At 63.8% G+C, this 26960-nt stretch carries 23 protein-coding genes and 1 pseudogene; 14 read left to right on the plus strand and 10 right to left on the minus strand.

The features are described from left to right. Positions 1-137, plus strand: a pseudogene (locus tag EOB80_RS35715) (adenosine kinase); the annotation flags it as partial. A gap of 391 nt (positions 138-528) precedes the next feature. After that, the gene (locus EOB80_RS32445) at positions 529-1230 is read left to right on the plus strand and encodes an antitoxin Xre/MbcA/ParS toxin-binding domain-containing protein (protein ID WP_127332028.1); all 702 of its coding nucleotides are present in this window, start codon (positions 529-531) and stop codon (positions 1228-1230) included. 33 nt (positions 1231-1263) lie between these two features. On the opposite strand, the gene EOB80_RS32450 is transcribed toward EOB80_RS32445, so the two are convergent. Continuing rightward, entirely contained in the window at positions 1264-3543 is a 2280-nt protein-coding gene (locus EOB80_RS32450) for an NADP-dependent malic enzyme (protein ID WP_127266636.1), read from the minus strand. A 213-nt stretch (positions 3544-3756) separates the two neighbouring features. Here EOB80_RS32450 and mutS point away from each other — a divergent pair, with 213 nt between their 5' ends. Then, positions 3757-6486: a DNA mismatch repair protein MutS gene (gene mutS / locus EOB80_RS32455; RefSeq protein WP_127332030.1), complete on the plus strand. Its 2730-nt coding sequence runs from the start codon at positions 3757-3759 to the stop codon at positions 6484-6486. On the opposite strand, the gene EOB80_RS32460 is transcribed toward mutS, so the two are convergent. The 3 genes from EOB80_RS32460 to EOB80_RS32470 form a co-directional block, all read right to left on the minus strand. After that, a complete protein-coding gene (locus EOB80_RS32460) occupies positions 6487-7332 on the minus strand; it encodes an aldo/keto reductase (protein WP_127332032.1) in 846 nt (281 codons plus the stop codon). An 84-nt stretch (positions 7333-7416) separates the two neighbouring features. After that, positions 7417-7809, minus strand: coding sequence for a DUF305 domain-containing protein (locus EOB80_RS32465; RefSeq protein WP_127321683.1), 393 nt, complete (start codon positions 7807-7809; stop codon positions 7417-7419). A gap of 43 nt (positions 7810-7852) precedes the next feature. Next, complete coding sequence (locus EOB80_RS32470; RefSeq protein ID WP_127332034.1) at positions 7853-10357, minus strand: heavy metal translocating P-type ATPase; 2505 nt, start codon at positions 10355-10357, stop codon at positions 7853-7855. A 186-nt stretch (positions 10358-10543) separates the two neighbouring features. Here EOB80_RS32470 and EOB80_RS32475 point away from each other — a divergent pair, with 186 nt between their 5' ends. The 7 genes from EOB80_RS32475 to EOB80_RS32505 all read left to right on the plus strand — a co-directional run bounded on the left by EOB80_RS32475 (position 10544) and on the right by EOB80_RS32505 (position 18855). Further along, positions 10544-11362, plus strand: coding sequence for a glycosyltransferase family 25 protein (locus tag EOB80_RS32475; protein ID WP_127321496.1), 819 nt, complete (start codon positions 10544-10546; stop codon positions 11360-11362). Positions 11363-11441: 79 nt separating this feature from the next. After that, positions 11442-14243 (plus strand): [protein-PII] uridylyltransferase, encoded by a 2802-nt coding sequence (locus EOB80_RS32480; RefSeq protein ID WP_127321495.1) that lies wholly within the window; start codon positions 11442-11444, stop codon positions 14241-14243. Positions 14244-14289: 46 nt separating this feature from the next. Then, positions 14290-15897 (plus strand): murein biosynthesis integral membrane protein MurJ, encoded by a 1608-nt coding sequence (gene murJ / locus EOB80_RS32485; protein ID WP_127332036.1) that lies wholly within the window; start codon positions 14290-14292, stop codon positions 15895-15897. A 172-nt stretch (positions 15898-16069) separates the two neighbouring features. Next, on the plus strand, positions 16070-17137 hold the full coding sequence (trpS, locus tag EOB80_RS32490; protein WP_127332038.1) for a tryptophan--tRNA ligase: 1068 nt from the start codon (positions 16070-16072) through the stop codon (positions 17135-17137). Between the two features lie 93 nt (positions 17138-17230). Then, positions 17231-17722, plus strand: a complete 492-nt coding sequence (locus tag EOB80_RS32495; protein WP_013528063.1) for a universal stress protein — start codon at positions 17231-17233, stop codon at positions 17720-17722. 156 nt (positions 17723-17878) lie between these two features. Then, positions 17879-18448: a NifU family protein gene (locus EOB80_RS32500; RefSeq protein WP_023811631.1), complete on the plus strand. Its 570-nt coding sequence runs from the start codon at positions 17879-17881 to the stop codon at positions 18446-18448. An 80-nt stretch (positions 18449-18528) separates the two neighbouring features. After that, positions 18529-18855, plus strand: coding sequence for an NIPSNAP family protein (locus EOB80_RS32505; RefSeq protein ID WP_127269475.1), 327 nt, complete (start codon positions 18529-18531; stop codon positions 18853-18855). A 111-nt stretch (positions 18856-18966) separates the two neighbouring features. Here the strand turns inward: EOB80_RS32505 and EOB80_RS32510 are convergent, their stop codons facing one another. Next, positions 18967-19584 carry a L,D-transpeptidase gene (locus EOB80_RS32510; protein WP_127321576.1) on the minus strand — a complete coding sequence of 206 codons (618 nt, stop codon included), beginning with the start codon at positions 19582-19584 and terminating at the stop codon, positions 18967-18969. Positions 19585-19810: 226 nt separating this feature from the next. Between EOB80_RS32510 and cueR the strand changes: the two genes are divergently transcribed. Both cueR and EOB80_RS32520 read left to right on the plus strand, forming a co-directional pair. Then, positions 19811-20233, plus strand: a complete 423-nt coding sequence (gene cueR / locus EOB80_RS32515) for a Cu(I)-responsive transcriptional regulator (protein ID WP_127332040.1) — start codon at positions 19811-19813, stop codon at positions 20231-20233. A 58-nt stretch (positions 20234-20291) separates the two neighbouring features. Next, positions 20292-20720 (plus strand): OsmC family protein, encoded by a 429-nt coding sequence (locus EOB80_RS32520; protein WP_127332042.1) that lies wholly within the window; start codon positions 20292-20294, stop codon positions 20718-20720. A 145-nt stretch (positions 20721-20865) separates the two neighbouring features. Here EOB80_RS32520 and EOB80_RS34690 read toward each other — a convergent pair whose 3' ends face one another. After that, entirely contained in the window at positions 20866-21084 is a 219-nt protein-coding gene (locus EOB80_RS34690; protein WP_164762810.1) for a hypothetical protein, read from the minus strand. 575 nt (positions 21085-21659) lie between these two features. Between EOB80_RS34690 and EOB80_RS32530 the strand changes: the two genes are divergently transcribed. Then, positions 21660-21920: a hypothetical protein gene (locus EOB80_RS32530; protein ID WP_127271563.1), complete on the plus strand. Its 261-nt coding sequence runs from the start codon at positions 21660-21662 to the stop codon at positions 21918-21920. Positions 21921-22011: 91 nt separating this feature from the next. Continuing rightward, positions 22012-22512, plus strand: coding sequence for an MmcB family DNA repair protein (locus EOB80_RS32535; protein WP_050596738.1), 501 nt, complete (start codon positions 22012-22014; stop codon positions 22510-22512). A 29-nt stretch (positions 22513-22541) separates the two neighbouring features. On the opposite strand, the gene nhaA is transcribed toward EOB80_RS32535, so the two are convergent. The 4 genes from nhaA to EOB80_RS32560 all read right to left on the minus strand — a co-directional run. Next, entirely contained in the window at positions 22542-23738 is a 1197-nt protein-coding gene (gene nhaA / locus EOB80_RS32540; protein ID WP_127332044.1) for a Na+/H+ antiporter NhaA, read from the minus strand. Positions 23739-24035: 297 nt separating this feature from the next. Continuing rightward, complete coding sequence (locus EOB80_RS32550; protein ID WP_013528072.1) at positions 24036-24599, minus strand: ActR/PrrA/RegA family redox response regulator transcription factor; 564 nt, start codon at positions 24597-24599, stop codon at positions 24036-24038. A gap of 85 nt (positions 24600-24684) precedes the next feature. Further along, positions 24685-26016, minus strand: coding sequence for an ActS/PrrB/RegB family redox-sensitive histidine kinase (locus tag EOB80_RS32555; protein ID WP_127269931.1), 1332 nt, complete (start codon positions 26014-26016; stop codon positions 24685-24687). A gap of 118 nt (positions 26017-26134) precedes the next feature. Continuing rightward, on the minus strand, positions 26135-26960 hold an 826-nt coding region (locus EOB80_RS32560; protein ID WP_164762811.1), incomplete at its 5' end, for an ATP-dependent helicase C-terminal domain-containing protein.

A 26960-nucleotide genomic window follows, 5' to 3' on the forward strand; every position in this document is an offset into this window, starting at 1 on the left:
ATGGCTACACGCAAGGCCGCGACCTGCAGACTTGCGGCGACCTTGGCTCACTGGCGGCCGGATTGGTGATCCAGCAGATCGGCCCCAGGCCACGGCAGAATCTGCGCCGCGAGGCTGAGCAGGCGGGGTTGCTGTAGAGAAAGCTCTTCCCTTCTCCCCCTGTGGGAGAAGGTGTCGCCGAAGGCGACGGATGAAGGGTGCTCCAGCTTGGCACTGACGGTACTCCGTCCAACACCCCTCAACCGTCTTGGCGCTGCGCGCCAATCCACCTTCTCCCACAGGGGGAGAAGGGAAGGCCGCCTCCGCTTCTCACCGTCGCGCGGCTGTCACACATCGCACCTACACGCAATCTGGCGCCCCGCGACTGACCTTTCGGGGCGCCAACAGCCAGTTGGGATGTCAAGAAATGCAAGACAGCGAGCTGTCGGGCCGCAGCATCTGTTGCCGTCGCGATTTCCGCTTTACGCTCTAGAGATTCAAAAGCCGGCCGCAGCTGTGGGAGGAGAGCGCGGCCCAGAAGACAGATGTATGAACAGATTTCAGATCCGGGGCCTCAAGCAGGACGACTTCGCCGAGATGGTCGCCGAAGACGTCGAACGCGCGCTTGCCCACTATGACGAGGCCATCAACAAGCCCACCATGGTCTCGGTCGGCAAAATCGCCGGCAGCATAGCGTCCGCCGTCACCTTGCTGTCACCGAAGCACCAGCGCGCTATCGACGCCATCCATGCCGACCTGCCCGGCCTGGCCTCGAAATTCGTGCGCGCGCTGGCGGCGGAAGCCGCGCGCCGCAGCGAAGCCGGTATAGCCGGCGTGATCAATCCGCCGACGACCCCTTTGGTCGATGTCGAGCCTCCTTCGCTGCCAAAATCCGACGATCTCGAATTTATGCTGATCGAGGACTGGGCGGGCCGCGTCGCCGGCTCGACCTATCTGGAAGAGAATTTGCGTATCGCCCGCTCGACCTTGCACCGCTGGCAGCGGCGGGGCGAGGTCATCGCCTTGCGCAAGGGCGGCCGCAAACATGTCTTCCCGCTGGCGCAGTTCGTCGATGGACGGCCGGTTGCAGGCATTCGCGACGTGCTGTCGCTGATCACCAATCCAAGGCTCGCATGGCTGTGGCTGACGCGGCCCTCGGCGCAACTCGACGGGCGCGTCCCGATCGACTTGCTGCGGCAGGATCAGGTGGACGAGGTCGTCGAGGCCGCGCGCGTGTTCGCGCCGGGCTGAACGCCTCCCGGACTCACCGCTAAGGCTCGCCGCTCAAGTCCCCGCCGTATACGCCGCGATCGCCGCCATGTTGACGATGTCCGAGTCCTTGGCGTTCAGCGACACGATCTGAACCGGCTTGTTCAGTCCCACCAGCAGCGGGCCGATCACGGTCGAGCCGCCGAGTTCCTGCAGCATCTTGGTCGAGATCGAGGCCGAGTGGAACGCCGGCATGATCAGCACATTGGCCGGGCCGGTCAGCCTTATGAACGGATATTGCGCCATGGCCCGCGCGTTGAGCGCCACGTCGGCGGCCATTTCGCCGTCATATTCGAAATCGACGCGGCGCTTGTCGAGGATGCGCACCGCTTCCTGGACGCGTTCGGAGCGTTCGCCCTGCGGATGGCCGAAGGTGGAATAGGCGAGCATGGCGAGCCGTGGCTCGTAGCCCATGCGACGGGCAAAGCCCGCGGCCTCCTCGGCGATGTCGGCGATCTGCTCGGCATTCGGCATATCGTGCACGGCGGTGTCGGCGACCAGCACAGTCTTGCCTCGCGCCAGCACGATCGAGACGCCGATGACGCGGTGGCCGGGCTTGGCGTCGATGACGCGGCGGATGTCGTCGAGCGCGGTCGAATAGTTGCGGGTGACCCCGGTGACGATGCCGTCGGCGTCGCCCAGCGCCACCATGCAGGCGGCAAAGTGGTTGCGATCGTTGTTGATCAGCCGCTGGCAGTCGCGGAACAGGAAGCCTTTGCGCTGCATGCGCTCGTAGAGATAGTCGGTGTAGATGCCGTTGCGGCGCGATAGCCTTGCATTGATGATCTCGATGCCTTGCTTGTTGAGGTCTATGCCGGCGTGCTTGGCGTTCTCCTTGATGACGTCGTCGCGTCCGAGCAGGATGGCGGTGCCGAGCCGCTGGTTCACATAGGAGACGGCGGCACGCATGACCTGCTCCTCCTCGCCCTCGGCGAAGACGATGCGCTTGGGCTGGCGGCGCACCCGGTCGTAGATGCGCTGCAGGGTCGAGGCGATCGGGTCGCGGCGGGCCGACAGCTCCTGCGCGTAACGGTCGAGATCGAGGATCGGCTTGCGGGCGACGCCTGAATCCATCGCCGCCTTGGCGACCGCGATCGGAATGGCCGAGATCAGGCGCGGGTCGAACGGCACCGGGATGATGTAGTTGGGGCCGAATTTCGGCCGGTTGCCCTGATAAGCGGCGGCGACATCGTCGGGCACATCTTGGCGCGCCAATGCCGCCAGCGCCTGCGCGGCGGCGATCTTCATGTCGTCATTGATGGTGGTTGCCCTGACATCCAGCGCGCCGCGGAAGATGTAGGGAAAGCCGAGCACGTTGTTGACCTGGTTGGGATAATCAGAACGCCCGGTGGCCATGATGGCGTCGGTGCGGATTTCGGCGACCTCCTCCGGCGTGATTTCCGGGTCGGGATTGGCCATGGCGAAGATGATCGGGTTCTTGGCCATCGACTGCACCATGGCGGTGGTCAGCGCGCCCTTGGCGGAGAGGCCGAGGAAGACGTCGGCGCCGTCGAGCGCCTCGGCGAGGCTGCGCGCCTCGGTCTTGACCGCATGCGCCGATTTCCACTGGTTCATGCCTTCGGTGCGGCCCTGGAAAACGACGCCCTTCGTGTCGCACAGGATGATGTTTTCCGGCGCAAAGCCCATCGCCTTCATCAACTCGATGCAGGCGATGCCGGCGGCGCCAGCGCCGTTGCAGACCATTTTTGTGGTCTTCATGTCGCGACCGGTGATCTCCAGCGCGTTGATCAGGCCGGCGGCCGAGATGATGGCGGTGCCGTGCTGGTCGTCGTGGAAGACGGGAATGTCCATCAATTCGCGCAGGCGCTGCTCGATGATGAAGCACTCCGGCGCCTTGATGTCCTCGAGATTAATGCCGCCGAAAGAGGGCCCAAGGAAACGCACGCAGTTGATGAACTCGTCGGCGTCCTCGGTGTCGACCTCGAGATCGATGGAATCGACATCGGCGAAGCGCTTGAACAGCACTGCCTTGCCTTCCATCACCGGCTTGGAGGCCAGCGCGCCGAGGTTGCCGAGGCCGAGGATGGCGGTGCCGTTGGAGATCACGGCGACCATGTTGCCGCGCGTCGTGTAGTCGAAGGCGCGGCTGGGGTCCTCGGCGATGGCCAGAACCGGAACCGCGACACCAGGCGAATAGGCGAGGCTCAGGTCGCGTTGCGTTGCCATCGGCTTGGTGGCGACGACCTCCAGCTTGCCCGGCCGGCCCATGGCGTGGAATTCGAGCGCTTCCTGCGCACTGACGGACGGACCGCTGTTCTCGGTTTTCCTGGCCATGATGTTCTTGATTTCCTCGCCGGTGCAGCACCTCCTTGAAGCGGGTGCTTTGTTTCGGTCCGAATTAAGACCACGCGCCGCCGCGTGTAAACCGCCAGTGCGCCGGAATCGCCGTCCGCATCGGCAATTGCGGACAAGCTGCCGTCCCGTCGTCCCCTGTTTTTCGAAGCGCCGGCATTAAACCGCATCATCACATCTGCTAGCGTGCCGCGCATGAACATGCACAGCCCGAACGAGCCAGACGCCCCCGAGGCGATGACGCCGGCGCCGACCGTCCATGCCGGTGCCACGCCGATGATCGAGCAATTTATCGAGATCAAGGCGGCGAACCCCGATTCGCTGCTGTTCTATCGCATGGGCGATTTCTACGAGCTGTTCTTCGACGATGCCGAGAAGGCGAGCCGGGCGCTCGGCATCGTGCTGACCAAGCGCGGCAAGTATCAAGGGCTCGACATCCCGATGTGCGGGGTGCCGGTGCATGCCGCCGACGACTATCTGCAGAAGCTGATCGGCCAGGGTTTCCGCGTCGCCGTCTGCGAACAGATCGAGGATCCGGCCGAGGCCAAGAAACGCGGCGGCAAATCGGTGGTGCGCCGCGACGTCGTGCGGCTGGTGACACCGGGCACCATCACCGAGGACAAATTGCTGGCCCCCTCGGAATCGAGCTTCCTGATGGCGCTGGGGCGGGTGAAGGGCGGAGCCGATCACAGTTTCGCGCTGGCCTGGATCGATATCTCGACCGGCGCCTTCCGCGTCACCGACACCACCGCCGACCGGCTGCTGGCCGATATCTTCCGTGTCGATCCGCGCGAGCTGATCGTCGCCGAGCCGGTGTTCCACGATCCGGAGTTGAAGCCGGTGTTCGACGTGCTCGGCCGCGTCGCCAGCCCGCAGCCGCCGTCGCTGTTTGATTCGGCATCGGCCACGGGACGCATCGCCCGCTTCTTCGATGTGGCGACACCGGATAGTTTTGGCGCCTTTTCGCGCGCCGAACTGTCGGCGATCTCCGGCGCCATCGCCTATGTCGAGAAGACGCAGAAGGCCGAGCGCCCGCCGCTGTCGCGGCCCGAGCGCGAAGAGCAGGGCTCGACCCTGTTCATCGATCCGGCGACACGCGGCAATCTGGAACTGCTGCGCACGCTGTCGGGCAGCCGCGAAGGGTCGCTGTTCAAGGCGATCGACCGCACGGTGACCGGCGGCGGCGCAAGGCTGCTCGCCGACCGGCTGATGGCGCCGCTGACAGATCCCGCGGCCATCGGCGCCAGGCTGGATTCGGTGTCGTTCTTCCGTTCCGAAACGCGGCTCTGCCAAGCGGTGCGGTCGAGCCTGAAGAGCGTTGCCGACATGCCGCGCGCACTGTCGAGGCTGGCGCTCAACCGGGGTGGGCCGCGCGACCTTGGCGCGCTGCGCGCCGGCTTCGAGGCGGCAGGCGCGATCGCCGAAATCTTTGCCGCGACCGCCCTGCCCCCGGAACTTGCGGCGGCATTGGCCGCCATCCATGCTCTGCCCCAGGCGCTGGCCCAGCATCTGACGCAGGCGCTTGGCGACGAACTGCCGCTGCTCAAGCGCGATGGCGGCTTCTTGCGCGGCGGCTACCATGCCGATCTCGACGAGATGCGGGCGCTGCGCGACGAATCGCGAAAGGTGATCGCCGGGCTGGAGCGCTCGCTGATCGACGAGACCGGCATCCGCTCGCTGAAAATCCGGCACAACAATGTGCTTGGCTACTATATCGAGGTGACCGCCAACCATCATGCGGTGATGACCGGCAGCGATGGCGCCAAGGCGCGCTTCATCCACCGCCAGACCATGGCCAACGCCATGCGCTTCACCACGACCGAGCTTGCCGAACTCGAGACCAAGATCGCCAATGCCGCCGACCGGGCGCTCAGCATCGAACTGACCGCCTTCGAGGCGCTGACGACGGAAGCGGTCGGTGACGCGGAGAAGATCCGCGCCGGCGCGGATGCGCTGGCCGTGCTCGATGTCTCGGCGGCGCTCGCGCTTTTATCGGAAAGCGAAGCCTGGTGCCGGCCGGTGGTGGATTCGAGCCTTGCCTTCGAGATTGCGGGCGGGCGGCATCCGGTGGTCGAACAGGCCTTGCGCCGTTCGGGCGAAGGCCCGTTCGTTGCCAATGATTGCGACCTGTCGCCGGAGGGCAGCGCCAGGAACGGCGCGATCTGGCTTTTGACCGGCCCCAACATGGGCGGTAAATCGACGTTCCTGCGGCAGAACGCCCTGATCGCCATCCTGGCCCAGACCGGCTCCTTCGTGCCGGCGACCTCCGCCCATATCGGCGTCGTCGACCGGCTGTTCTCGCGGGTCGGCGCCTCGGACGATCTGGCGCGCGGCCGCTCGACCTTTATGGTCGAGATGGTCGAGACGGCGGCGATCCTCAACCAAGCCGGTGAACGCGCGCTGGTGATCCTCGACGAGATCGGCCGCGGCACCGCCACTTTCGATGGCCTGTCGATCGCGTGGGCGGCCGTGGAATATCTGCATGAGAAGAACCGCTGCCGGGCGATCTTCGCTACTCACTTTCACGAAATGACCTCGCTGGCCGGCAAGCTGGCGCGGCTCTCCAACGTGACCATGCGGGTCAAGGAATGGGAAAACGACGTCGTCTTCCTGCACGAGGTCGGCAAGGGGGCCGCCGACCGCTCCTACGGCGTGCAGGTGGCACGGCTGGCCGGCCTGCCGGAAGCGGTGGTCGACCGGGCCAAGGAAGTGCTGCACCAGCTTGAGGAAGGTGAGGTTTCGGGCAAGACGAACCGGCTGGTGGACGATTTGCCGCTGTTTTCGGTGGCGGTGAAGCGGGAAGCGCCGAAGCCGCCCAAAAGCGATGCGCTGGGTATGGCGCTCGGCGAGATCAATCCCGACGAGATGACGCCGCGCGAGGCGCTGGAAGCGCTCTACCGGCTGAAGGGGCTGGCGGGGATATAGTCAGATCATCTCCAACCCGCGCTTGCGCGCTGGTGGCGGGAAGGCGCGGTCGAGATCGGCGATGTCCTGCGGCGTCAGCTTGATGTCGAGCGCCGCGACGTTCTGGCGGACATGCTCCTGGCTGCTGGCTTTCGGGATGGCGATGACGCCCTCCTGATGCACCACCCAGGCCAGGGCGATCTGCGCGGAGGTCGCATCGTGGCGAGCGGCGACCGCGTCGAGCCTGGCATTGCGCGCCAACGCGCCCTGCTCAACCGGCGAATAGGCCATCAGCGGAATGTTGCGCTGCCGGCTCCAGGGCGCCAGGTCGAATTCGAGGCCGCGCCGGACCAGATTGTAAAGCACCTGGTTGGTCTGGACATTGCCGCCATCGGGCACGCCAATCAGCTCTTCCATCTCGTCGGCGTCGAAATTGCTGACGCCCCAGTGGCGGATCTTGCCGGCCTTTTTCAAGGTCTCGAAAGCCGCGACCGTTTCGGTCAGAGGCACGCTGCCGGGCCAATGCAAGAGATAGAGGTCGATGCGGTCGGTACGCAGGCGTTTCAGGCTGTTTTCGCAGGCGCGTTGCACGCCCGCGCGTGAAGCGTTCGACGGTAGAACTTTCGAGACCAGGAAGGTCTCGTCGCGGCGCCCGGCAATGGCTTCGGCCACCACCTCCTCGGCGCCGCCGCTGGCATACATTTCGGCGGTGTCGATCAACGTGATGCCGAGGTCGAGGCCGAGCTTCAGAGCATTCACCTCACCGGCGCGGCGACTGATATCCTCGCCCATCTTCCATGTGCCCTGGCCAAGCACCTGAACGGCTTCGCCTGAGGGCAGTTTGGTGGTTCTGATGGTCGACGGCATTGCGGGCTCCATTTGGGCCGATCGGATCACAGGCTGGACGAGAAATCCAGAGGCGCTCTCGCCGCGCTGGCGATGGCTGAAGACTTACTTCACCGGATGGGCGGCGAGCCAGGCCTGCATCTGCTTGATCTCGGCTTCCTGCGCGGCGATGACGCCTTCGGCCAGCTTGCGGATTTCCGGATCCTTGCCATTGGCGAGTTCGACCTTGGCCATGTCGATCGCACCCTGATGGTGCGGGATCATGCCTCTGACGAAATCGACGTCGGCATTGCCGGTATAGTCGGACGCCATCATGTCGGCATGCATCTTGTCCATCGCCGCCTTGTAGCCTTCCGTCGAAGGGCTGGTCGCATCCGCCGCCATGGCGCCCATGTCGTGTTTCATCTCTTCGCTTTGCGCCGGAACGCTTTCGAGGAAGACGGCAACCAGCATTCCGGCTGCCATCAGCAGCAGCACGAGTTTTTTGGCGAAGGTCATTCATGGTCTCCTGTTGGATGGGTTTCGTATTTGGGGGCTTGGATCAGAGTTTCAATGTTCTCAGCCGCAACGCGTTTGCGATCACCGACACCGAAGACAGGCTCATCGCCGCCGCCGCCAGCATCGGCGACAGAAGCGTGCCGGTGAGCGGATAGAGCACGCCGGCGGCGACCGGCACGCCAAGCACATTGTAGAGGAAGGCAAAGAACAGGTTCTGGCGGATGTTGCGGATCGTCGCCTGCGCCAGCGTGCGGGCGCGCACGATACCGTTGAGGTCGCCCTTGACCAGAGTGATACCGGCGCTTTCGACAGCGACATCGGCGCCAGTGCCCATGGCGATGCCGACATCGGCGGCGGCAAGGGCCGGTGCGTCGTTGACGCCGTCGCCGGCCATGGCAACACCGGCGCCTTTTGCGCGCAGTTCCTCGACAAGAGCTGCCTTCTGTTCCGGCAGCAGGGCGGCGCGGACCTCGTCGATGCCGAGGCTTCTGGCGATCGCGTTGGCCGTGCGTTCATTGTCGCCGGTCGCCATGATGATGCGCAAGCCGCTTTCATGCAGCGCCTTGATCGCCTCGGCCGTCGTTGCCTTGATAGGGTCGGCGACGGCGACGATGCCGGCCAGCTTCTTGTCGACAGCGACGAACATCGCCGTCTTGCCTTCGAGCTGCAGCGCCTCGGCCTTGGCAGAGATGGATGCGATGTCGACGCCAAGGTCCGCCATCATCGCGGCATTGCCGAGCGCGACCGTCTTTCCCGAGACCGAACCGGACACGCCCTTGCCGGTGACCGCCTCGAAGGCGCTGGCCTCGGCAACGGTCACGCCGCGCGTAGCGGCGCCGTCGACGATGGCTTCAGCCAGAGGATGCTCCGACCCCTTCTCCAGACCGGCGGCAAGCGCCAGCAATTCGTCTTCGGAGAAGCCGTTTGCCGTGACGACATCGGTCAGTTTCGGCCGGCCTTCGGTCAGCGTACCCGTTTTGTCGACGATCAGCGTGTCGACGGAAGCGAAGCGTTCGAGTGCTGCGGCCTCCTTGATCAGCACACCGGCATGCGCTCCGCGCCCGGTGGCGGTCATGATCGACATCGGCGTGGCGAGGCCGAGCGCACAGGGGCAAGCGATGATCAGCACCGACACCGCCGAGACGATGGCAAAGATCAGGCTGGGCTCGGGTCCAAACACGGCCCAGGCGATGAAAGCGACAATCGCGACAAGGACGACGGCCGGGACAAAGTAGAAAGAAACGCGATCGGCCAACCCTTGAATCGGGGCGCGCGAGCGCTGCGCCTTGGCGACGAGATCGACGATTCGCGCCAGCGTCGTCTCGGCGCCGACCTTCTCAGCGCGCATGATCAGTGCACCATTCTTGTTGAGCGTGCCGCCGGTCAGCGCATCGCCCTCGACCTTCTCGACCGGCAGCGGCTCGCCCGTGATCATCGATTCGTCGATCGAGGATCTCCCTTCCAGCACCGTGCCATCGACCGGCACGGCGTCACCGGGGCGTATGCGCAGGCGATCGCCGGCTTTGACCGCATCGAGCGGCACATCCCCTTCGGAACCGTCGGCGGCGATCAGCCGCGCGGTCTTCGGCGCGAGATCAAGCAAGGCGCGGATTGCCGAGCCGGTCTTTTCACGGGCGCGCAGCTCCAGCACCTGGCCAAGGAAGACCAGCGCAACGATGACGGCAGCAGCCTCGAAATAGACCGGTACCGCACCGCCATGGCCGCGGAACTGATGCGGAAAGATATCCGGAAACAGTGTGGCGACGACGCTGTAGAGATAGGCAGCACCAACGCCGAGCGAGATCAGCGTCCACATGTTGGGGCTGCGGTTGACCAGCGAGTCCCAGCCGCGGTGGAAGAAGGGGAAGGCGGCCCAAAGCACCACCGGACTTGCCAGGACCAGTTCGATCCAGACTTTTGCCCGGTCCTCGACCAGACCTTCAAACGTCAGGCCGATCATGGGTGCCATGGCGATGATCAGAAGGGGGACCGACAGGGCAGCGCTCACCCAGAACCGCCTGGTGAAATCGACCAGCTCGGGATTTGGCCCTTCATCGCCCGTTGGTACGCCCATCGGCTCCAGCGCCATGCCACAGATCGGGCAGGATCCTGGCTCGTCGCGGATGATTTCGGGATGCATCGGGCAGGTGTATTGCGTGCCTTTGGGCATCGGCTGCGGTGCCGGCCTGTCGCCGAGATATTTTTGCGGCTCCGCCTCGAATTTCGCCTGGCAGGCGGCCGAGCAGAAGTAGAAGCCCTGGCCTTCGTGGCGGGCAAAGTGCCTGGCTGTCGCGCGGTCGACGCTCATACCGCAGACCGGATCGGTGGCCGTCAGGAATTTTTCCGGCTCGGCGACGAATTTCGTGCGGCAGCCCTGGCTGCAGAAATGATAGGGATGGCCATTATGCTCGGTCGTCGGCTTGCCGGCGACCGGATCGACAGTCATGCCGCAGACCGGGTCGCGGACGACGCTTTTCGTGGTGGGCACCGCGCCTTTTGTCGAGCAGCAGCTACCATGCGCGTGATGATCGTGATCGGAATGCGTCATTCGAAAATGCCTCGATGGATCGATGTGTGACGTGGAGATAGGGCTTCCAGTAACTGGAAGGTCAAGGGCTGTTTCGACTTTTCTTCTCCGGTCCACCGCGCGTCCATCCACCCCAAAAAAAGTCTCACGCGGCAACACCACGCCTGCTAGAGAGCGAGCGTCCCGGGGGTGAGATTTTCTTTGGCAATGAAGCGTCTGGTCATCAATCTCGATCGGTCTCCCGATCGCCTTGCCCGTGTGACGGCGGAGTTTGCCCGCATCGGCGTCCCATTCGAACGCGTTCAGGCCATCGACGCACGGGATCGGCCGGACCTGGACCAGCTGCCGCAAAATGTCGGATATCGGAACAGGCTGCCATTGACTGACGGCGAGATCGCCTGCCTGCTCAGTCACCGGGCCTGCTGGGCCGCCATCGCGCAAGGCGACGCTCGCTACGGGGCAATCTTCGAGGACGACATCGTCTTTGCCGCGAAAGCCGGCGCATTGCTTCGCGACAGCGACTGGATTCCAGCCGATGCCGAAGTCGTCAAGCTCGAAAGCTATTTTTGCAAGACCGTGATCCGACGCAAGCGCATTGCCATCGGTCACGGCTTTTCCACATCCAAACTCGACGCCGGACATATAGGAACCGCCGGCTACATCATCTCCAGGCAAACCGCGCTCGACCTGATCAAGGCCACAGAGGAGATCGGCATCGCTGTCGACGACCTTGTCTTCAACCCCGAGTTTTCGGTTTTGCGAGGCGAGACGATCTATCAGCTTGTTCCTGCGCTCTGCGCACAAGATCAGTTCCTTGGCGACAGGGCGCTCCAATTGCCAAGCCTGCTCAGGGAAAAGCGCGATATCCAGTGCGCCGCCGGGACCGGGAGACGCAGAAAGACAGCCATAGCGAAGGTAAAAGCCGAGGCTCGGCGAATAGGCAAGCGCATTGCCGATTTCTGTCGACTGAAGCGGAGAATGGTCATTCCATTTACTTATCCGAGCCAGAGCTCAGCCGGGTCTTGAACCGGCTTTCAACGCCCCATACCCAGCGCCGCGAAAACGCGCTATAGACGCCGCCGAAACGGCAAGGCCGGCTGGGTATATGGCAAGAATCTCCCTGAAGCTCGACGAATTGATCGACGGCGAAGCCTTGCGCCGCGAGATGACCGCGCTGACCGCGGCCACGGCGGGCGACGGCTCCGGGCAGGTCGCGCGCAATGGCGTGCTCCAACTGCTCAAGGGACGACTGGCGGAAGGGCGCGCCATTGCCGAACGAATGCTGATGGACGATGGCGGCGGCAGCGCCTGCGCGGCGCGGCTGTCGCATCTCATGGACGAGATCATCCGGGCGCTTTACGATTTCGCCGTCACCCACGTCTACCGGGTCAAGAACCCGTCTTCGGCGGAGCGCATGGCCGTCGTCGCTGTCGGCGGCTACGGCCGTGGAACGCTGGCGCCGGGGTCCGACATCGACCTTCTGTTCCTGCTGCCTTACAAGCAGACGCCGTGGGGCGAACAGACAGTCGAGTACATGCTCTACATGCTGTGGGACCTGGGGCTGAAGGTCGGCCACGCCACCCGTAACATCGACGAATGCCTGCGCCTGTCGCGCACCGATGTCACCATTCGCACCTCGATCCTCGAAGCACGTTTCCTGTGGGGCGAGGAAAAGCTCTATGATGAACTGATGCTGCGGTTCGACCATGAGGTGGTGCGCACGACCGGCCCCGAATATGTCCAGGCCAAGCTTGCCGAACGCGATGACCGCCATGCCAAGGCCGGCGAAAGCCGCTATCTGGTCGAGCCCAACGTCAAGGACGGCAAGGGCGGCCTGCGCGACCTGCAGACGCTGTTCTGGATCGGCAAATATTTCTATCGAGTGCGCACCGGCGAGGAACTGGTCGACAAGGGCGTCTTCACCGAGGGCGAGTACCGCGAATTCCAGAAGGCCGAGGATTTCCTGTGGGCGGTACGCTGCCACATGCATTTCCTCACCGGCAAGGCCGAGGAACGGCTGCATTTCGACATCCAGCGCGAGATCGCCGAACGGCTCGGCTACACCACACACCCCGGCCTGTCGGCGGTCGAGCGCTTCATGAAGCACTACTTCCTCGTCGCCAAGGACGTCGGCGACCTGACCCGCATCTTCTGCGCTGCGCTCGAGGAGGAGCAAGCCAAGCACGTTCCTGGCTTCAACCGCATCTTCCTGACTTTCTCCAGGCGCAAGCGCAAGCTGGCCGGCACCTCCGATTTCATTGTCGACAACCACCGCATCAACATCGCCGACGACCAGGTGTTCGAGCGCGATCCGGTCAATCTGCTCAGGCTGTTCTGGTTCGCCGACAAGCACGGTCTGGAATTCCACCCTGACGCGCTGAAGCTGCTGACCCGTTCGCTCGGCCTAGTCAACAAGTCGCTGCGGCGCGACGAGGAGGCCAACCGGCTGTTCCTCGACATATTGACCTCGGATCGCAATGCCGAACTCAATCTGCGTCGCATGAACGAAGCCGGGCTGCTCGGCAGGCTGATCCCGGATTTCGGCAAGATCGTCGCCATGATGCAGTTCTCGATGTACCACCATTACACGGTGGACGAGCATCTGATCCGCTGCATCGGCGTGCTGGCCGAGATCGAGCGCGGCGACGGCGAAAAGGTCCACCCCTTGTCGCACACGCTGATGCCGGGCCTGAAGAAGAGCCGCGAGGCGCTCTATGTCGCCGTACTGCTGCACGACATCGCCAAAGGCAGGCCGGAGGACCATTCCGAGGCCGGGGCCAGGATCGCCCGTCGCATCTGCCCGCATATGGGGCTGTCGCCTGCCGATACCGAAACCGTGGCCTGGCTGGTCGAGAACCACCTCGTGATGTCGATGACGGCGCAGACCCGCGACCTCAACGACCGCAAGACCATCGAGGATTTTGCCGCGATCGTGCAGTCGGTCGAGCGGCTGAAGCTGCTTTTGATCCTCACCGTCTGCGACATCAGGGGCGTCGGACCCGGTGTCTGGAACGGCTGGAAGGGCCAGCTGCTGCGCACGCTCTACTACGAGACCGAATTGCTGCTGACCGGCGGGTTTTCGGAAGTGTCGCGCGCGCAGCGCACGGCGGCGGCACGCGAGCGTCTGGCCGAGGCGCTTGCCGAGTGGCCGGACAAGGCCCGCAAGCGCTATGTCGGCCAACACTACGAGAATTACCTTTTGACCGTCGATCTCGCAGACCAGTTGCGCCATGCCGAGTTCATCCGCGAAGCCGACGTGTCAGGCAACAAGCTTGCCACCATGGTCAAGACCCACCAGTTCGAGGCGGTGACCGAAATCACCGTGCTGGCGCAGGACCACCCCCGCCTGCTCTCGGTCATCGCCGGGGCTTGCGCCGGAGCCGGCGGCAACATCGTCGACGCGCAGATCTTCACGACGTCGGATGGCCGCGCCCTCGACACGATCCTGATCAGCAGAGAATTCGATCGCGACGAGGACGAGCGCCGGCGTGCCGAGCGTGTCGGCCGGCTGATCGAGGACGTGCTGTCGGGCAAGAGCTGGCTGCCGGAAATGATCGAGAAGCGCACCAAGCCGCGGCGCGGTTCCAAGGTGTTCAAGATCCCGCCGCGCGCCGAAATCCGCAATACGCTGTCGAACCGTTTTTCGGTCATCGAGGTCGAGGGCCTCGACCGGCCGGGACTGCTGTCGGAGATCACCGGAACGCTCTCCGACCTGTCGCTCGACATCGCATCGGCCCACATCACCACCTTCGGCGAAAAGGTCATCGACACTTTCTATGTCACCGATCTCACTGGCCAGAAGATAGATAGCCCGGCCCGCATCGCCACCATCCGCAATCGGCTGATGGCAACGCTCGAAGGCATCGTGCCCGAACGCGGCGGCAAGTCCAGGGCGGCGGCCGAGTGACAACGACCATCACTTCGTCCCAATTTCGCAGGCAGTTCCCAAAAGCATGAGCCTCGTCAAGAAATTCGCAACGGTCGCTTCCGGCACGCTGATGAGCCGCGCGCTCGGTTTCGGCCGCGAGATGCTGATGGCCGCCGCACTCGGCACCGGACCGGTCGCCGATGCCTTCAACGCCGCTTTCCAGTTTCCCAACACCTTTCGCCGGCTGTTTGCCGAGGGGGCCTTCAACGCCGCCTTCGTGCCGCTGTTCGCCAAGGAGATCGAAACTCACGGAACCGAAGGCGCCAAGCGCTTTTCCGAGGAAGTGTTCGGCGTGCTGTTCACGGCGCTGCTGGCGCTGACGATCATCATGGAACTGTCGATGCCGCTGATCGTGCGCTATCTGGTGGCGCCGGGTTTTGCCGGCACGCCGGGGAAGTTCGACACCACGGTGACGCTGGCGACGATCATGTTTCCCTATCTGATCTGCATGTCGCTGGGCGCGATGATGGCGGGCATGCTGAATTCGCTGCGCCGCTATTTCGCCGCCGCGGTGGCACCGGTGTTCCTCAACATCATCCTGATCGGCGTGCTCGCCTATGCCTGGTACAAGGGCTCGGATGCCCTCACCGTCGGCTACGGGCTGTCCTGGGGCGTGCTTGCCGCCGGACTGGTGCAACTGGCGATCGTCTGGGTGGCGGTGCGCCACGCCGGCATCTCGATCGGCTTCCGCCGGCCGAAAATGACGCCCGCCGTCAAGCGGCTGCTGATCCTGGCGCTGCCGGCGGCCATCACCGGCGGCATCACCCAGATCAACCAGCTGATCGGCACGGCGATCGCCTCGGCGCAGAACAGCGCGGTGTCCTCGCTCGCCTATGCCGACCGCATCTACCAGTTGCCGCTCGGCGTGGTCGGTGTTGCGGTGGCGATCGTGCTGTTGCCCGAACTGTCGCGGGCGCTGAAGTCGGGCAATCTGATCGAGGCGGCCAATCTGCAGAACCGCTCGGTCGAGTTCACGCTGTTCCTGACCCTGCCGGCAGCTGCGGCACTCTGGGTGATGTCGGAGCCGATCGTGCGGCTGGTCTATGAGCGCGGCGCGTTCGCCGCCAACGGCTCGACGCCGACAGTGGCGGCGATCCTGGCGATCTTCGGCCTCGGCCTGCCGGCTTTCGTGCTGATCAAGGCGTTCACCCCAGGCTATTTCGCCCGCGAGGACACGCGCACGCCGATGATCTTTGCCGCCATCTCAGTGGCGGTGAACGTCACCACGGCGCTGACGCTGTTTCCACGGATGGGCGCGCCCGGCATCGCGGTGGCCTCGGCCGTCGCCGGCTGGGTCAACGCGGTGATGCTGCTCGGCGTCCTGATCCGGCGCGGCCATTGGGGCCGCGACGTGCCGCTGATGAAGCGCATTCCACGGCTGGTGCTGTCGGCGGTCGTAATGGGGGCGGCACTCTATTTTGCCGAGCACTGGTTCGCCGTCAGGCTCGGGCCGGGCTCGCCGCTGGTGGTCAAGGCGACGACGCTGCTGTCGCTGGTTGCCGGCGGAGCGCTGCTTTATTTCATCACGGCCTTCGCCACAGGCGGCGCCGATTTCGGTATGATCCGACGCAACATCAAGCGGGGATCGGGCAAGTCGGCGCCACCGGTCGCAAAGACCGACCTGGACGAGTAGAGCGCCCGACACGCCCGCAGCGCCGTCTTGATCGCAGCGCCGTCTTCGTCCATAAGCGCGCCGTCGCAAGACTTTCGCCGCGCGCGGTTTCCAGCCGCGTGATTGGCTCCGAAAAGTCTGCAACTTTTCGGAATCACGCTTATACGGCCCTCCACAAGCCATGAGGACAATCATGACCGCCTTCAAGCCACTCGTCTTTTCCGGTGTCCAGCCGACCGGCAATCTGCACCTCGGCAACTATCTCGGCGCCATCAAGAAATTCGTTGCCCTGCAGGACACCTCCGATTGCATCTATTGCGTCGTCGACCTGCATTCGCTGACAGCCCAACTCGTTTATGAAGACCTAGCCGATCAGACGCGGTCGATCACCGCTGCGTTCCTTGCCTCGGGCATCGACCCGAAGAAGCACATCGTCTTCAACCAGTCGCGGGTCATGCAGCACGCCGAGCTCGCCTGGATCTTCAATTGCGTGGCGCGCATCGGCTGGATGAACCGTATGACGCAGTTCAAGGACAAGGCCGGCAAGGATCGCGAGAACGCCTCGCTCGGCCTGCTTGCCTATCCTTCGCTGATGGCTGCCGACATCCTGCTCTACCGTGCCACCCACGTGCCGGTGGGCGAGGACCAGAAGCAGCATCTGGAACTCACCCGCGACATCGCGCAGAAATTCAACAACGACTTCTCCGACCGCATCGCGGCCCTTGCCGTCGGCGTCGAGATGCAGGTCGGCGAAGAGACCGTCAACGGCTATTTCCCGCTGACCGAGCCGGTCATCGGCGGGCCGGCGGCGCGCATCATGTCGCTGCGCGACGGCTCCAAGAAAATGTCCAAATCGGACCCGTCGGATTTGTCGCGCATCAACCTGACTGACGATGCCGACGACATCTCGAAGAAGATCCGCAAGGCCAAGACCGATCCCGAAGCGTTGCCGAGCGAGCTGGACGGCCTGGCCGGCCGACCCGAGGCGGAGAACCTGGTCGGCATCTATGCGGGTCTCGCCGAGATATCGAAGGCGGATGTACTCAAGGAATTCGCCGGTCAGCAGTTTTCCGTGTTCAAGCCGGCCTTGGCCGATCTTGCAGTGGAAAAACTGGCGCCGATCGCCAGCGAGATGCGCCGCATTTCGGATGACCGCGCCTATGTCGACGCTGTGCTCAAGGACGGCGGCGAGCGCGCCGGCGTGCTGGCCGAAGCGACGATGAAGACGGTGCGCGACATTATCGGCCTGCTGCAGGGCTGATCGCGACATCGGGTGCACTGGCACAAGGCCGGCGACTTGCCGCCGGTCCCCCGCAGTGGCAGATTGCAGCCGCACGACACCGAGTAGATAGACATGGTCTCCAAACGCCTCAGCCGCGAAGCCGGCCATCGCAGGAAATTCCTGACGATCATCGACGACACGCCGGAATGCGAGCGTGCCGTCGCCTATGCCTCGAAACGGGCGCAGAGCACCAGCGGCACGCTGGTGCTGCTCTATGTCATCGTGCCGGACGATTTCCAGCATTGGCTGGGTGTCGAGAAGATCATGCGCGAGGAAGCCAACGCCACGGCGCGCGCCGCGCTCGACAGCTATGCCAACAAGGTGCGCCAGAAGCTCGGCATCGAGCCCGAGATGGTGGTGCGCGAAGGCAAGCCGACGGAAGAGATCCACAAATTGATCGAGGAAGACCAGGACATCGCCATCCTGGTGCTGGCCGCCGGTGCGGGCAAGGAAGGCCCGGGGCCACTGGTCGGCGCCGTGGCCGGCAAGGGTGCCGCCTTCCCGATCCCGGTGACTGTCGTGCCGCAGAACCTGTCGGACGAGGAAATCGACAGCCTGGCCTGAGATTCTGCTCTTCAGGTGATGCCGGTCCGATGATGGGCGCGAAAAAACATTCCGCCAGCCAGCTGTTCCGACGATGCGTTTCGCTTGAATGTCCAGCCAATTGAGCCTATTTAGAATTGTTCCAAACTAGATGCCCAAACGGGCACGGAGACGGCCATGTTCATCCAGACCGAATCGACGCCAAACCCGGCGACGCTGAAATTCCTGCCCGGCAAGGAAGTGCTTCTGGAAGGCACCGCCGATTTCCGCGATGCCGACAGCGCCGCTGTCGCCTCGCCGCTGGCCGGCCGGCTGTTCGAAATTCCTGGCGTCACCGGCGTTTTCTTCGGCTATGACTTCATCACCGTGACCAAGGATGGCCCCGACTGGCAGCATTTGAAGCCGGCGATCCTCGGCGCCATCATGGAGCATTTCATGTCCGGCGCGCCCGTCATGGCCAAGGCCGGCCCGGCCGCCGAGACCAGCCAGACCGGTGAGTTCTACGACAAGGCCGACGAGGAGTTGGTCATCACCATCAAGGAACTGCTCGATACACGGGTGCGTCCGGCGGTCGCCCAGGATGGCGGCGACATCACCTTCCGCGGCTTCGAGAATGGCACGGTGTTCCTGCACATGAAGGGCGCATGCGCCGGCTGCCCGTCATCGACGGCGACGCTGAAGCACGGCATCCAGAACCTTCTGCGCCATTTCGTGCCGGAAGTGCAGCAGGTCGAGCAGGTCTCCTGACGCCCCCTTAAAATTCTACCCTGCTGACCATCTGGTCCGATTTCTTCGCTTCCGGCGCCTCGGCCAGAAGGAACTCCAAAATGATCTACGAACTTCGGGTTTACCGGGCTTTGCCGGGACGCTTGCCGGCGCTTCTTGATCGCTTCGACAAGATCACCCTCAAATTATGGGAAAAGCACGGTATCCGCCAAGCGGGTTTCTTTACCACGCTGATCGGTGCTTCGAACAACGACCTGACCTACATGCTGGCATGGGAATCGCTGGCCGAACGCGAAGAGCGCTGGACGGCGTTCGTGAAGGACCCGGCCTGGACACAGGCGCGGGAAGATTCCGAGCGTGACGGCCAGATCACCGAGACAATCACCAACCAAATTTTGGCTCCCACCTCGTTCTCGGCGGTGTCCTGACCACCGAGCAGGCGTCGCATCGCGCAAACAACAAAAAACCGGGCCGAATTGCCCGGTTTTCTGCTTGGGACGTCCGTTGTTGCCTAGACGGTCCGCGTACGAAAACTGCCTCTAGAGAACGATGACCTTGGCGCCGACCGAGGCGCGGTCATAGAGGTCGATAATGTCCTGATTCATCAGGCGGATGCAGCCAGACGACATCGCCTTGCCGATCGAATTCCACTCCGGGCTGCCATGCAGGCGATAGCCTGAATCACCGCCCTTGTTGAACAGGTACATGGCGCGCGCGCCGAGCGGGTTCTTCAGGCCCGGCTGCATGCCGCCGGCAAACTTTTCCAATTCCGGCTGGCGCTGGATCATCTGCCTCGGCGGCGTCCAGGTCGGCCATTCGCGCTTGAGCGCAATGTGGGCGGTGCCATGCCACTCGAAGCCCTCGCGGCCGACGCCGATGCCGTAACGAATGGCCCTTCCGTCGCCCTCGATGAAGTAGAGGAACTTGTTCTGCGTATCGACGATGATCGTGCCCGGCTTTTCCTGGCTGTCGTAGTTCACTTCCTGCCGATGGTACTTCATCGGCACTTTCTCGATCGGGATGCGCGGCAGCTGATAACCTGCGTCGGTGACCGCGCCGTAGTTGTTGGAGAATATCTGCGAGCCGATGGTGCTGCAACCGGCGATAGCAGTGGAGAGCGCCAGTGCGGCGATGATTGCAAACGACTTCATGCGCATCAGGTGATCCGGTGCCCCGCCCAACTTCGGCGGCACGAGTCGGCCGCTCTCTCATCATCATTCATGCTGGCATTTGCTTTGCTTGCCAAGCGCGCGATGCCTATATGCCTGCCTTGACGTACCGGTAAGCGTATCACTATGGCATTTTGGCCACAGGACTCACAGGATTGTGAAGCAAATTCAAGGGGTCTGCTCCATGGGCTCCTGGAAATCGAGGAGAACCGTCATGAATGTCGGTGACGCCGCCCACCGCTCCGGCCTGCCGGCCAAGACTATCCGCTACTATGAAGAGATCGGCCTGATCGCCCCGGCGCGCGCCGCCAACGGCTACCGCGATTATTCCGGAGACGACATCCATCGGCTGGCCTTCCTGCGCCGCGCGCGCAATCTCGGCTTTTCCATCGACGATTGCCGCCAGTTGATGGCGCTTTACCAGGATCGCAGCCGCGCCAGCCAGAACGTGCGCGAAATCGCCGCCGCCCATGTCACGGCGATCGAGGAGAAAGTGCGCGAGTTGCAGTCGATGCGCTCGACGCTGCAGAAACTGATCCATGCCTGCCACGGCGACGAAAGGCCGGATTGTCCGATCCTTGATGACATGGCGGGGGCGGCGTTGCCCAGCTACAAGGCCGCCTCTGCGCCTGCATAATGACTCTACGTCGACGAGGCCCGACGCCTGGTCGACTCCTGCCGGGAGGACATCCGCAATGGTCTCGATGACCGTCGAACTGCGCAATGTGGAGGACACGCAAGCCGCCATGGGCTGGGCCGGCGGCCACACGATCATCGTCGACCGGCCCGAAGGCAAGGCCGGCGGCATGGGCCTGGGCTTCAATGGCGGCCAGTTGCTCGCCCTGGCGATCGGCGGCTGCTTCTGCAACGACCTTCGCTACGTCGCCGAGGAAATGGGTGTAACGCTCAACAAGATCGCGGTGACCGTCACGCTGAACCTCGAAGGCAAGCCTTTGCTCGCGACCTCGTCAATCATGAAGGTTTCATGCACGACGCTGGACGGCTCCGACCCGGCGGAGATCATCACAAGGGCCGCGGCGATTTCCACGGTCAGCAACTCCCTGCGCCAGGGCGTGCCGGTGAGCATTGAGACGGCAGCAACGGCCGGCTTGTCGGAGGAATGATCCCCGGGAACAGGCGCATTTGGCCACGTGGATTGTCAGAGACCGCTACAAAGACCCGCCGCCGGCACGGCAGGGCGCTCGACCCAATTTTCTTCGGCATCTGGGCGCGTCAATCTGCCGCTCTATGTCTTTCCTGTCGCAATGATCAACGATGGAGGTTGGCATGGATCGGCGATTGTTTCTGACTGGAATGCTTGGGCTGGCAGGGGCCGCGACCGTCGTCGCAATCGCGCGTCCTGCCACCGCCCTGGCCGGCATCCCGAATACGGGGCCCGGCATTCTCGATGAACTCGACAAACCGTCCGACGACATTCTCGGCCCGGATGGTCCCGATGTCCAGGACGGCGTCGAGTTCGTGCGGCACCGCAGATGGCACCGCCGCCGTCGCCGACGCGGGTGGAGGCGGGTTTGCCGTCGCTATTGGCGCAATGGCTATTGGCGCCGGCGATGCTTCCGCAGATCCTTCTGGATCCACTTCTGACGGGATCACCAAACGCGAAGGCTCCGGCATCCGCCGGAGCCTTCGCTATCGCTGCGGGCTTGAATCCAATCGGCAAAAAAGGCCCGCCGCCCCTCGGCAGCGGGCAGGTCCTGGAGTGCCGGGGGATCAACCCGGCATGGGGTCAACGAGCGGATCACCGGTTGGTTGCAGGGATCGGCCCGGTAGCCTTCCTTTGGGTGGACCGCCACCGGGCCTGACCGGAGCGGGGTGTATTGGGGGAGCCCCGGCTGCTTCCAAAATATCACCTTTCACTTAAATTAGCTTTAGCTAATTTACAGAAAGCCATGCGCCACCCGCAGATGGGTTGCGCCTTCACGGAAATGTCGAAGTGACGTCTCCCTGCTTATGCCATTCGACATTCGCGGAACTAAAGCGGTTGCATCTGACTTTGGTTGGTAACGCGCAAAGACTTTTTTCTGCTATCTTAGGGTTACTAAATGGAAATTGATCGGCGCGGCATATCAAGTCGATTCGCGCTGACGATCTCTTTGTTTTTCGAGGAACTGCTTGGCGTGTTCCGCCCAATCAGCCGCCGTGACTTTATGCTCCCGAACGGACTTTCTGAAAGCCTTGCGCAGAGCGTCAAGGTCAAAGGCCCATACTTGTTGGCCTTCTTTAGTGTTCGATTTTGCGTCACCCGTCCCCATGGAAGCGACGGTACGCACCGCAAACTCAATCTTTCAAGGATCAATGCCTGACTTCTTTTGGGTATATCCGGGTATATCGAATATACAATCGTCTGCATAAAACAGGTTCAAACCGTGAACAAAATCTGGCATGGTGCCTGGCATGCCGATCATCTCCCCCATCCTCATCAATCCTCTCATCGACGGCCGCCAGTCCGAACGCGCCATGCTGGTGCGGCGCGGCGTACAGCGGCTGCTCATGGATATGGGCGCACATGTGTTGCCCGAACTGTCGCTGGCCACGGGCCGCCGCGCCGACCTCGTCGCGCTGACCCGGCAGGGCGATATCTGGATCATCGAGATCAAATCCTCGATCGAGGATTTCAGGGTCGACCGCAAATGGCCCGACTACCGGCTGCATTCCGACCGCTTCTTCTTCGCCACCCATCCCGGCGTGCCCTCGGAGATATTTCCCCAGGAGTGCGGCTTCATCCTCTCCGACGGCTACGGCGCCGAGATCCTGCGCGATGCGCCCGAGCACCGCATGGCAGCGGCAACGCGCAAAGCGCTGATGCTGCGGATCGCGCGGGCCGGCGCTTCGCGGCTGCTGGCGGCAGAGCTTGCCGGCGTGTCGGTGCCGGCGCTGGAGGGTGAGAGCGAGTAGCGATTGTCCCCCAGGTTCTAAGACTGCCTCTACTCTTCACCGTCCTCCACGCCACCCCTGGCGGGCGCCATGAGCAGCACGGCAGCGCCCAGGATAGCGGCGATGAAGGAACCGGCGAGGATGCCGACCTTGACCGCGTCCTGCAGCGCCACGTCGCCGGCGAAGGCGAGCAGGCCGATGAACAGGCTCATGGTGAAGCCGATGCCGCACAGCAGCGATATGCCGATCATGTGCGTCCAGCCTGCATTGGCTGGCAGGTCGGCAAGACCGAGCCGGATGGCAAGGGCCGAGGAGCCGAACACGCCGACCAACTTGCCGACCACCAGGCCGGCGGCGACACCCAGCGTCAACGGCTCGATCAGCGCACTGACGCTGAGACCGGCGAGCGAAACGCCGGCATTGGCAAAGCCGAAGATCGGGATGACGACGAAGGCCACAATCTTGTGCAGGCCGTGCTCGAGCCGGTGCAGGGGCGAATGGTCGAGATCGTGGCCGATCCCGGCTGAGCGCTCGAGCGGGATGGTCAGCGCCAGCGCCACGCCGGCGAGCGTGGCATGGACGCCGGATTTCAGCACCAGCACCCACAAGATGACGCCCAGAACGAGATAGGGAACCAGCGTCATCACCCGCATGCGGTTGAGCACGACAAGCGCGGCAATGACGGCGAAGGCAGCACCCAGATAAGCCAGCGAAAGGCCGCTGGTGTAGAAGATGGCGATGATGATGACGGCACCGAGGTCGTCGATGATGGCGAGTGCTGTGAGGAACACCTTCAGCGAAGCCGGCACGCGGCTGCCGAGCAGCGACAGCACGCCGAGTGCGAAAGCGATGTCGGTGGCGGTCGGGATCGCCCAGCCGGACAGGGCTGCCGCATTGTTGCGGTTGACGGCGACATAGACGAGTGCCGGAACCAGCATGCCGCCGGCGGCGGCGATGCCGGGCAGCACGCGCCGGGGCCAGGTGGAGAGCTGGCCGTCCAGCATCTCGCGCTTGATCTCCAGTCCGACGAGCAGGAAGAACACCGCCATCAGCCCGTCATTGACCCAATGCGAGACGCTGAGCGGGCCGAGATAGGCGTGGAGCGCGGAGAAGTAGGTTTCGGCGAGCGGCGAATTGGCGACGATCAGGGCTAGTGCCGCCGCCACCATCAGGAAGATGCCGCCGGCCGCTTCGCTATCGAGAAATTCGCGGAAGACGGAAACCGGCCGCTGCTTCAGATCCTGCATGTCGCCTCCGTTAAGCCGCCTGTTTGGCGGGCTTCATTGTCCAAGCGCTAGCGCCGCCCCTCACCTGCCTGCCGGCATCCTCTCCCCGTATAGTGACGGGGAGAGGGACGCTGTCATTTATGATTTCGCCAATCACCAACGTTACAGAAATTACGCCTAGGTTGCGGCTAGCCCCTTCTCCCCGTCACTATACGGGGAGAAGTGCCCGGCAGGGCGATGAGGGGCGGCGCTGACTTCGGCGATTGGGCCCTCTCCGCCGCTGGTTACAAACTTGGCCCCAAGCGACACCCTGCGATCCTAACGCGGCGCGCGCTTGGCCAGTATGCGCTGCAAGGTGCGGCGGTGCATGTTGAGCCGGCGCGCTGTCTCGGAGACGTTGCGCTCGCACATCTCATAGACGCGCTGGATATGCTCCCAACGGACGCGGTCGGCCGACATCGGGTTTTCAGGCGGCGCCGCGCGCTCGCCGGCGGTGCGGGTGAGTGCAGCGAAGATATCATCGGCGTCGGCGGGCTTGGAGAGATAATCGACCGCACCGAGCTTCACCGCGGTCACCGCGGTGGCGATGTTGCCATAGCCGGTCAGGATGATGGTGCGGGAATCCTCGCGCTTTTCGCGGATGGCCGCGACCACGTCGAGGCCGTTGCCGTCGCCGAGCCGCATGTCGACTACAGCGTAGGCGGGTGGATTGGCGCGCGCCTTGGCAACCGCCTCCTCGACGCTCTCGGCCGTCTCGACCACGAAGCCCCTGGCTTCCATGGCCCGGGCCAGGCGCGTGAGGAACGGCTTGTCGTCATCGACGACAAGCAGCGAGGTGTCCTCGCCTTCAACCATTGCGCCAATATTCTCGTCGCCTGTCATAGTCTCAAAATTCCTGCTGCCTTAATTTTACGCAAATATAGTTCCTGAGCCCGATTGTCCAATTTTTAGAGGTCCTCCAAGGCTCTCAGGCGGTGTCGAACATGCTCGCCGAAGTGATTTCCGGATTGAGGAACACACCACGCGGCCACGATATCTGTACCATGGCGCCCTCGCCCAGGCCGCTGGAATTGCGGAAATCGAGCACGGCACCGGAGCGTTCGAGCAGGGTCTTGGCGATGAACAGGCCGAGGCCCAGACCGCCGCCGGTTTCGTTGCCCTGTCGCGTCGACATATAGGGCTCGCCGATGCGGTCGATGATCTCGGCCGGAAAGCCGGGGCCGTCATCTATGATCGAGAAGGTGACGGTGGCCTCGTCCCAGCTCCAGTGCACGGTGACGCTTTTGCGGGCGAAATCGACGGCGTTCTCGACCAAATTGCCGAGGCCGTAGATGACGCCCGGATTGCGTCGCCCGACCGGCTCGGGGCCGATGCGTTCGCCGGGCCGAAGCTTGATCGAGATGCCGAAGTCCCGGTGCGGCGCGGTGACCTCCTCGACCAGCGAGGTCAATGGCAGCCGAGAAAGATGCGCCTCGCCCTCGGAGGACAGGCTGGTCAGCCGCTTGAGAATCTCGCGGCAACGCTCGCTCTGCGAACGCAACAGCGTTACGTCTTCCCCATATTTCGCATCCTTGCCGAGCGCCTTTTCCATCTCCTTGGCGACAAGCGCGATGGTGGCGAGCGGCGTGCCGAGCTCATGCGCGGCCGCCGCGGCCAGCCCGTCGAGGGCCGAAAGGTGCTGCTCGCGCTGCAGCACCAGCTCGGTTGCGGCGAGCGCATTGGCCAGAAGCCGGGCTTCGGCGGCCACCCGGAAGGCATATATGGCGGTGAAGGCGATCGAGGACAGCACCGCCATCCACATGCCGGCGACGTAGAGAAAAGGCATCGCCAGCGGCGCGTCCTCATGCCAGGGCAGCGGCAGATGGACAAAGACCAGAAAGGTCGCCGCCGACATGACCAGCCCGCCGAGGATGGCGGTCAGGCGCAGGGGCAGCGATGTCGCCGAAATGACGACAGGCACGGTCATCAGCAGCGAGAACGGGTTGGTGAGGCCACCGGTCATGTAGAGCAGGCCGGCAAGCTGCAGGCTGTCGAAGATGAGGATGCCGAAGGCGGCAAGCGGCGTGAGCCGGTGCGCCGCCGGAAAGCGGAAGGCGAGAAACAGGTTCATCCATGCCGAACAGGCGATCAGGGCAAAGCAGAGGCTGACCGGCAGCGGAAACTTCAGCCCATAGGCGACGACGAGCACCGTCAGGCTCTGACCGACAATGGCAAGCCAGCGCAACCGGATCAGCGTGTTGAGGCGCAGTCTCTGGCTCTGCTGGAAATCGGGCGAACGCAAAACGTTGATCATGGCCATGAATTACAGCCGCGAAGCGGCAAACGCTAGGTACCGCCCCAATCCGAGGAGTCGGAACGGGACTCTACTTCTTGTTTGAGCATGATCTTTTCCAAAAACCGGCTTCCACTTTTTGGGATCATGCTCTGGGTTTGGCGCGGGCGGTGGCGGTCGCGAGCAGCGGGTTTTCCGGCCAGACATGCTTGGGATAGCGGCCGCGCATGTCGGCGCGCACATCGGCCCAGGAGCCGCGCCAGAAGCCGGGCAGGTCGCGCGTCGTCTGGATTGGCCGGTGCGCCGGCGACAGGAGTTCGAGCGTCAGCGGCACGGCGCCATTGGCGATCGAAGGATGGCGGTCGAGGCCGAACAGCTCCTGCACGCGAATCGCCAGCACCGGCCATTCGCCGTCATAGCGGATCGGCACATGGCTGCCCGACGGAGCATCGAAATGGGTCGGCGCCAGCGTATCGATCCTGCGCTGCAGATCGTGTGGCACGAGGCTGGCCAGCCCGGCCGAGACAACGCCCGCATCGATGGCGGCAAACGACGCCGCGCCGGACAGGTAAGGCAGCAGCCAGTCGTCGAGGCACTCGATGAGGGCGTCATCCGCCATATCGGGCCAGGGCGCGCCAAGGCCGCGATGCAACCAGCCAAGCCGCTGGCGCAGCGTTTGCGCCTCCTTGCTCCAATTCAGCAGCGACAGCCCGTGCTGGCGCACCGCGTCGAGGACGGCGCGGTCGGCGTCAGCACCGATTGGCGGCGGCAGCATGCGCTCGGCAAGCGTGATGGCGCCAAGGCGCACGGTTTCGCGGACGCGCACGGCGCGCTTGTCGCGGTCGAAGCTCGTTTCACGGCGGACCTCGATCCTGTCCGCCAGCGCGGCGCGGACATCGTCCTCGCCGATCGCTGCCGCCGCCGTGATGCGCGCATTCTGTGCCTTGCCCTGCAGGTCGGCGACGACCAGA

The sequence above is a fragment of the Mesorhizobium sp. M7A.F.Ca.MR.245.00.0.0 genome (genome assembly GCF_003997415.1).
In the GTDB taxonomy this organism is placed as follows: domain Bacteria; phylum Pseudomonadota; class Alphaproteobacteria; order Rhizobiales; family Rhizobiaceae; genus Mesorhizobium.